A 3,127-nucleotide genomic window follows, 5' to 3' on the forward strand; every position below is an offset into this window, starting at 1 on the left:
ATGAAACCCTGTCGGTTTCGTTTATGCCTACAAAAGCGGTGACTAATGGGAGAATCGTCTTCACCCTTCCCGCCGGTGTAAAGTATGCCAGTCATACTGCCCAGCAAGGTGGAACACCCACTCTCACGGGGCAAACCGGGCAAACGGTGACCTTCATCTATAGTAGTTGGGAGATAAATCAGATCGTCACCCTGGATGTGGTGTTAAAGACCGATGATAAGGTAGCCGATCAACTAAATGGAACGATCAATATAGCTGTTAAAGAAGGAAGTACTACTTCCTTGGGCGCAGGAGCGGTTACGGTCCAGTTTCTAAAGCCTCAGATTTCGATAACGAGTGATAATCCTACATTGGATTATACGGCTAATACAACCGATCCTCAAACCTTTGAGTTGAAACTGTTAGCTACCGAAGGGAAGGCTACCTCCTTTAAGGTGATTCTAAAGGCAAAGTCTGCTGTTGAACTGGAAAAGTTTAAGGTAAATAATACTCCTTTAGCTGCAGAACAGATAAATACAGTATTGGAACCTTCAACTGATATGAATACTTATACTCTGACCATCCTTCCGGCTAATATTCCCGGGGGTAGCTTAGGGCAGACAACCCCTCTTTTACTGACATTCGATGCTTCGTCTTTTATCTGGGGAACCCATACAATAACTACCGGGTCACAGTATCCAGAAAGTACTGCTTATACCACCAATGAGAATGGTGTAACCCTTTCTATGATCTATCCCCAGCAACTCGGGGCTCCGGCTATCTCGGTGACAAATGCTTATTATATAACTCCTGATAATAAAACAGTGAAAGCCGCCAACTGGGAGGAACTCTGTTTTGATGGACAAAGTAAGAATATACTCCATGCTGTCTATAAGAATACAGGGGCGGATGCGTATAATATAAAAATAAACTATGGGGAACATTATAGCTACTCTTATTTAGATATAGAGAATATAACATATCAAATAGGAGATGGGGCAGAGGTCAAACTGAAAAGTTCTGATATCACAATAGGAAGTGCTAATTTTAAAAGATTAGCTTATGCAAATTTTATAGAAAATAACCCCTATAGTATTTGGGTAAACCTACCTGTAGATGTTTGTTTACCCAAAAATGAGACACTGACTTTAAAGATTCCTGTTATCTCTGGAAAGAAGGTGTATGATAATAGTGTTGTTTATCAAGAATATGTAGTAGATATGTACCCTGTTTATGCATCAATAGCTGGATTTACTTGTATTAGTAAAGGAAATGGACAAGGGACATTTAAAAATCATTCGTTTTACAATGGGCGTATACCTCGATTGTCAACAATTTTAACCCCTCTGTCTCTAAAAACAGGGGCAAGTCAGGTCGTAGAGTTACCAATTTATATGGCTACAACCAATGTGACCAAAGAAATTGCTCAGGAAGTATTCGTACGCATGCCGGAGTGGCTCTCTCTGGAAAATACGTCTATTGTCTGGAAAAAAACAGATGGAACCATTTTGGCTACCAGTAACCTGGAAGGAGGAACGACAGTTGATGATGATGGCTATCGTATCTACTCCTGGAAGGTAGGTACAAAAGCCGGAGAGGACTATACAGGTGCTGCAACTACCATTTCCCTTACATATAATGCGGCTTCAGGTTATGCTCCTTCAACTCCCAATAAAGAAGATGAGATTACTTATTGGGTAGATTATCTGATTAAAGATGTGACATTACCAATTGTTAGTCGCCGCTATCAAAAAGCAACTCTTTTGTGTAAACGTGAAGGTATTGAGTTGGATGATTTTTACCCGGAACGAAAGACATTTGGACTGCTAGATTCCAATGATGACGGGATACCCGATGTACCTCATAAGACAGCAAGTGGCATAAATGATCTCTTTGTAGTCAATGACGGAGGAGACTTTGTCTGGAAGGCAACGGTATTGGAAGGATCTTATAATTATCTATATCTTCCGATAACACCTTCTGNNNGCTGATAATATAACCCTTCAGATTAAACGAGGAAGTGAGACTTTCAACAAAAAAATGAGTTATACCCAAGTAAATGGTCTTAAAGTGTATGCTTATTTTCATGAAGATGGTTTCCAATTGAAAGAAAATGATAAGTTGGAAATTCGTATGCCTTTTGTTGTTGGTGCAGCAACACAGAAATACACACCTCTTTCCTCCGGTTGTTTTGTGAGTGAAAATTCTGTTAGCGATCCTTTTGCAGAAGTGATTGCCGGAAAGAAGGGGGGGGATAAAATGTCCTTTAATATTGAATCGGTAGCTGCGGGAAACTATTTGGCTTCCAACTCAACTTATACGTTAACATTTTCAAACAATGTATCCACACCAAGCTTTGAGATCACTTATAGTAGTTCTATGCATGGAATGGGACTCCCCTCTGGAGGTTTCAAGAATGAATACCGTGCTCTTTCCTATTTGAAAGAGCTTAGCATTGAGTTTCCGGAAGGATATGAAATGACAGCAATGGTGATAAAACTTAATGTGATGAGTAGAGGGGTTACTACCTTGATTACTCCTACACCCACTATTGAAGGCAATCGCTATACCTATAATTTAGGAAGCCTTTTCAATGCAGATGGTTCCGGAGGTAAAATGATTTATCCGGAAGAAGGAAATATATTTTATTTCTATCCAACTTTGCGGGCTACCCAGGCTGCTCCTAATGGGAAAAGTTATGTATCTCTAAAAGCGACATTTCATAATGTCTATAATGATTCAGAAACGATAAGAGAGGTGTCAGAAGGCTATTGCCTAAACTACACCGGCATTTCCAGTTCTGTTATTATCCCGAACGCTACCCTTACAGGTAGCTCCGGAACACTTAGTACCCAGGTTAATGTCGGTAATCCGAACGATTTCGATATGGAAGACAACTGGTTGTATATTGTTGGCGGCACAGTCAGCGAGGTATCATTAACTCCGATAGGCGGTGGGACACCGATCAATGCAACCGGCAACGGCCGTTGGTTGAAACTGCCTACCCTCGAAGCCGGTAAAGGGTTAAACTATACCCTGAACTTCAAAAATGCTTCCGACGGTCTACAGGATGAAGTGCTTCAGGTCTATCTCGCCAGCCGTTTCAAAGACGGCAGCCCCTGGAGTCCTGACATTAGTCAACCTCTGG

The 3,127-nt window shown here is 41.2% G+C and carries 1 protein-coding gene; it reads left to right on the forward strand.

Features of this window, described 5'->3' with window-relative positions:
- Window positions 1-2,019 precede the first annotated feature (2,019 nt).
- Window positions 2,020-3,127 (forward strand): hypothetical protein (locus tag D0T51_RS12170; protein WP_163729674.1); only part of this gene is annotated, 1,108 nt, incomplete at its 3' end.

The organism is Parabacteroides sp. 52 (assembly GCF_010500925.1).
In the GTDB taxonomy this organism is placed as follows: Bacteria; Bacteroidota; Bacteroidia; order Bacteroidales; family Tannerellaceae; genus QVMG01.